This is a genomic window from Pseudomonas sp. Sample_24 (assembly GCF_004307605.1).
GTDB lineage: Bacteria > Pseudomonadota > Gammaproteobacteria > Pseudomonadales > Pseudomonadaceae > Aquipseudomonas.
In genome coordinates this window covers 1-5,578 of record NZ_RCNW01000511.1, presented here as the reverse complement: position 1 = coordinate 5,578, position 5,578 = coordinate 1, and the positions used below count along the sequence as shown (strand labels likewise).

Here is a 5,578-nt window from a genome sequence, read left to right as displayed (position 1 = left end):
GCTTCAAGGAAGCAGAGTGCAAGGAACTGGCCGGCTGGATCTGCGACATCCTGGCAGATCTTTCCAACGAAGCGGTGATCGACGCCGTTCGTGAGAAGGTCAAGGCCATCTGCAAGAAGCTGCCGGTGTACGGCGCTTAATCAGCGTTGCTGAACCGCAGTTGAAAAACCGGCCAGGAAACTGGCCGGTTTTTTTTCGTCGACAAATCAACCTGGTCAGCGCCGCTCTTTATCAAGCTGATCCTGACGCCTTTGCGCTCAAGGCTCGACTGTCGGCTGCGCGAACTTCATGGATAACACATCAGGCAAACCGCCTTCTACCGCATTCAGCAGGGCCTGACCGACACCCGTAATCCCCAGCATCAGCCCCAGGTCCGGGACACTGCCCTCCCCCAAGAAGTCTTCATCGAGGAAGTTATGGAGCACCTGAGAGAGCGCCCCCATGACCCTGGCAATGCCCGGTGCGTTGCCCGTGTCACGGTACTCGCTCAGCAAGCACATGAGATTGCCGAAATCGCCGTGACACAAACTGTAGCCCGAACCCAGCCCCTGTTCCCAAAGGTGGCGCTCACAACGCTCGGCGTCTTGTTCGAGCAAATCCCGGGTGTCGCCATCCAGCGTGCCGCCCATCGTACGTATCAACCAACGTCGGGCAATCAGAATACCCGCGTCGCCATGACACCACTTGATGGTGGACGAAGACCTCGCGTTTTCACGTAAATCAAGCCAGTACCCCTCGACAGTGAGGCGATTTTCAGCCCGTACGTACTGTGCGATCAACTGAGCCAACAGCGGATCGCGGGTCACGTCCCACACCTTGCCCAATGCGTACAGAACACCGGAAATACCATGGGAAAAACCTGTCCACAGCGGCTTGCCCGTGTTTTTTAACAACAACACTCCGTTATCCAGCGTCACTGCCGATTGGATCGATTGCGAGAAACGTTCGATCAGGGGGAGCAATGTCTCACGCTGTTCAAGCTGATAAAGGTTCACCAGTACAGTCACCGCCCCGCACCAGCCATGAATGAAATCGAACTCATCGGCTGTGCTCGGGATATCTGCCAGTTTGCCCAGCAATTCATCGACCTTTGTCTCGTACGTCAGACGACCAGTCATGAGTCGATAATTGACCAACACGTATAAATAGGAGGTCAGGCCGAAATAGGCACTGACCGTCAGTTCACTGGCGAAGTGCCCGTGGGACAGGGCCATGGAGCACAGAATGCGTTCGGCATCCTCCAGATAAGGCAATTCACCGGTGATCCGGTACAGGCTCAAGTAGAAAATCGCCAGGCCGCCCATGCCGTTGTATACACCGCAGCCCATGGGTGAAATGAAATGGCGGCTTGTACGAGGGTGCGTATCCATGAACCTCCAGCCTGCATCGCCTTGCTCACCGTAAATACGCACCTTTGCGATGGCCTCAGCAATCTTCATCGCACAACGCACATACTGCGCCGAGCTCAGGTCTGGCACGACGTTAAGTTGATGTTCGCGGTTCATAGGCAAGGCTTCGCTTGCCACGGGAAACAGGCACATCTGCAATACATGCCTCTGAAAGGCTTTATCGCTTGACGAGAAACTCTCCAGCTTGCGGCGGCAACTGTCGAACGAGTTCTCGATCGCCAGGGAAGCAACAGTCTCGCCATGGGCATTGATCAAGTGGCTGGATAACAATGGCAAGGTGAAACAAGGGATGTCGGTTTTTTTCAGATCCCTGATTTCATGCCGAGGTATCTCATAATCGTTGAGTGTCTCAGGCAAGTCTGACCACAGGGTCGCCAGCAACAACTCCTGTTGAACGCGACACTGAGTAAAACGCGGATGAAGCATCATCGCGATGAAATCCGCATAGCGCTGCGTATTTTTCATCAGGACGCGAGTCTCCAGTGAGGCGGCATGTTGCGCGAGCAGCTCAAGCACGGCTTCCCGAGTGTTCATCAATTCATCGTAGGCGCGCTCGAAACCCAGAAAAAATGCGGCCTGGTGATCAGCGACCGAATGCGTCGTGCCAGCGAAAACCGGCAAGTGCCGGATGACCGGCCGACTGTCGAATTCAACGGATTTCAATCGATAAAAGCGTTGCTCGCGAACCAGCTGTTTTCTCTTCCCCGTGAAGTGCTGCTGGCGGCTAAGACCGCTGTAATCATTGTCTGAATCCGGGGTGTAAGGCACGAAGCCACTTGAAAAAACGGATTGCCCATTGAGCTTGATCGTTTTGAACAGGGCGCGGCTGTGCGCCAATGGCGTTCTCAAATCAATCATGGACGGGGTGAACAAACACTCCAGATCGATCATGACCGGACTGCTGCCGCAGGCAATGATGTTTTCGTAGTGAAAGTCGATGCCGTTCAAGGCGTGGATCACTGCAACCTGGGCGCCCAGACGCTGAAAAAAAATATCCAGATCGCCTACGTTTTCGCATTCCCGGTTTTCGATTTTTTCAATCCAGCAATGATCGTCCTGCGACACCATGACCGGGGCATAAACGTCAAAGCACGCATTACCGCTGCTCGCACGCAATTGCTCAAGCAATGCCCCGTAAAACAACGCTTCCCGGTTGCTGCGGGGTTTGTACACCAGTGATCGGTCGCCGACCTGAACGAAGCAGACTGTTTCACCATTGGAGTGGAAGTCGCCCAGCCCCAGGACGATGGAGTCGATGCGTCGGTCGGAAAGCGGGAAGGCCGCTACGAGTCGTTCGATATCCTGGCTGAAGTGATCGATGACCTTGTAAAGATAAGCTACAGTGTCGTCGATTCGCTGAAACAACAGATCGGTCAAAACCGGGTAGGCAGCCAGGAACGGCACTAAGGCGCCTTCTGAGAACTCTCGGTTGAATGCCTGTAGATCCAGTTCGGGGCTCTCGGCGATCCGGCTGTTCAATTGGTGAACAAGCGATTTTTCGGCCAAGTATCTGATATTGGAAATGATACTTGCGCGAGCGCTGAGCAAGAAGGCTTCGACATTAATCCATTCACAAGCTTGCGTATATTTTTGGTCACTTTTGAAAACATGTTTCAGATAAACATACCAACAGGCATGAAAAAAACCAAACCCTTCGCTATCACTGTCATGCGCTTCGAAAGGCAACGAGACAAGATCGTCAACTCTTTCATCAAGCAGCGGAATAAAACAGCAACTTCCCCGATACGCATCCGATGAATAATATGCCAAATTCTTTATAAGCGCTTGTCGATCAACTCCAAAGTATCGCAGTACAGCCTTGTCATCCGTGTGCAGCAGCTCTATTGTCTTGCGCAGTGTTTCAGGGGATGGAACGGTATTTTTTGCTTTCAACTCTTTAATATTCAAATTATCGGTCAACATCGCCAAACACCCAAGACAAGCAGAGCGGGACGTGCCCGCCCTGCATGGAGATCGGTTAGCAGCAGCCTAGAACAGTACACTGCAGGGTTCCACAAGACACATTAGTGCACATTGTTTCCCCTCCGACATCTGCCTGACCAGAACTTGCATACGCTTCGAACTCGGCATCCAACTCGCCCGACAGATCCATAATTTGCTCTTGCATGGGATTTCTCCTGAGATATACATTTGTCTGAATTGACGACGGCGACTTTAGCACTTGACTGCAACACGTACAGCCGCAATTTAGAACAAAATGTAAAGCAGGACACCGCATATTTCGTTACATTCAAAGGCCAATATAAAATAATTACACCGCTCTGGAATTCAACGAACTCGACACGCAAACCCTTACAAACCTCACCCCATCATAAACCTGACACACAACAAATCTCGCACCATCAAACAGCAAATAAAACAAACGCCTTCAATAAAAAACCTATTTAAACTGGCGTCCCTGCCGCCATTACTGCCCGTACTTTTTTAATCCGAGACAACTCGCGCAAAACCTTCGCGAATCTTTTCTTCCGGTAAATCGTCGGCAATAAACACGATCACACTCTCACGCGCTTCGCCCTCGGCCCATGGGGTGTCCCAATCGAAACCGTAAAGCTTCAGCACGCCCTGAAACACCATGCGCCGCGGTTCGCCAGCGATGTTCAACACGCCTTTGTAGCGCAGCAGTTGTTTGCCGTGGTCTTCCAGCAGCTCGTTCATGAACTCGCTGAGCTTGTCGATATCCAGCGGCTTGTCGCTACGCAGCACAAGGCTGCTAATGCGGTCGATGGAGGGCGCCTGGCTTACCGGACGCAGACTCACGCCACCGCCAAGGTCAGCATTGAGATTGAAACCACGTACGTCGAGCATTTCGGCCAGGTCGATCTTGCCGTGATCGACCACACGGATCGGAGCCCGACGATTGATCCGGGTCAGCCGCTCGCTCAATGCGTTGAAGGTCGGCTCGTCCACCAGATCGCGCTTGCTCACCAGCAAGCGGTCGGCGAAGCCGATCTGGGCCTGGGCGATGGTCTGTGTCAGGTGGGTCTCGGCGTGTGCCGCGTCCACCAGGGTGATGATGCCATCGAGGATGTAGCGCTCTCGCAATTCTTCGTCGATGAAGAAGGTTTGCGCCACCGGCGCTGGATCGGCCAGGCCGGTGCATTCGATCACCAGCCGGTCGAACACGATGTCGCCGCCGTCGAGGCGCTCGAGCAGCAGGTACAGGGCCTTGGTCAGATCGGTGTGGATGGTGCAGCAGACGCAGCCATTGGACAGCGTCATCACTTGTACCGGCTCGTCGCCCAACAGTTGGGTATCGACGCCGGCGTCGCTGAATTCGTTTTCGATCACGGCAATTTTAAGGCCGTGCTCGGCTTTCAGCAGGTGGCGCAGCAAAGTGGTTTTACCGGCGCCGAGGAACCCGCTGAGGATTGTTACCGGGATAGGGGGTAGCAAAGGAAGGTCTCCCATACACTGAAAAAACTGTAGGAGCCTGGCTTGCCAGCGATGGCGTCCTGAAGATCGCTATCGCCGGCAAGCCGTGCTCCTACAGTGGTGTGTTACCTAAGCGTGGTGCTTCAACAGCACTTCGGCCCACCCTTGCCACCGTAACGGGCTTCCTGACGTTCGCGGAAGAACATCTCGTAGCTCATCACCGGTTTGTCCGGGTGTTTGGTTTGCATGTGCTCGACATAGTTGTCGTAGTCGGGCATGCCGACCATCAGGCGTGCGGCCTGACCGAGGTATTTACCGAGGCGACTCAGGTCATTGAACATGCTGCAAATCCTCGATTACGCATCCGGCAATGCCTGGAAGGGCGACTCTTTATCCGTGCGTTCTTTTTTACCCCAGGCGGCGATGCCGACCTTGAGCGCATAGAACAGGATGCTGAACACCACGAACAGGAACAGCGCGGTCAGCGTTGCGTTGGTGTAGGCGTTGAAGATCACGTGCTGCATCTGAGTGATGTCCTTGGCCGGGGCGAGGATCTGGCCGTTGGCCAGGGCATCGCTGTATTTTTTCGCCAGGGCCAGGAAGCCGATCGCCGGGTTGGCGTCGAACAGCTTGATGAAGCCCGCCGTCGTGGTGCAGATCAGCAGCCACACTGCCGGCAACATGGTGACCCAGACATAACGCTGGCGTTTCATTTTGATCAGCACCACGGTGCCGAGCATCAGCGCGATACCGGCCAGCATCTGGTTGGAGAT

4 protein-coding genes and 1 pseudogene are annotated in these 5,578 nt (G+C 54.1%); 1 reads left to right on the top strand and 4 read right to left on the bottom strand.

The window, feature by feature from the left end:
* Positions 1-140 (top strand): annotated as a pseudogene (glyA, locus tag D8V06_RS29365) (serine hydroxymethyltransferase); the annotation flags it as partial.
* A 117-nt stretch (positions 141-257) separates the two neighbouring features.
* Here the strand turns inward: glyA and lanM are convergent.
* The 4 genes from lanM to D8V06_RS29345 form a co-directional block, all read right to left on the bottom strand.
* Entirely contained in the window at positions 258-3,332 is a 3,075-nt protein-coding gene (lanM, locus tag D8V06_RS29360) for a type 2 lanthipeptide synthetase LanM (protein WP_130932351.1), read from the bottom strand.
* Between the two features lie 522 nt (positions 3,333-3,854).
* Positions 3,855-4,826, bottom strand: coding sequence for a GTPase (gene yjiA, locus D8V06_RS29355; RefSeq protein WP_130905854.1), 972 nt, complete (start codon positions 4,824-4,826; stop codon positions 3,855-3,857).
* A gap of 122 nt (positions 4,827-4,948) precedes the next feature.
* Positions 4,949-5,146, bottom strand: a complete 198-nt coding sequence (locus D8V06_RS29350) for a YbdD/YjiX family protein (protein ID WP_007895266.1) — start codon at positions 5,144-5,146, stop codon at positions 4,949-4,951.
* A 15-nt stretch (positions 5,147-5,161) separates the two neighbouring features.
* The coding region (locus D8V06_RS29345) for a carbon starvation CstA 5TM domain-containing protein (protein WP_277751323.1) at positions 5,162-5,578 on the bottom strand (417 nt) is incomplete at its 5' end.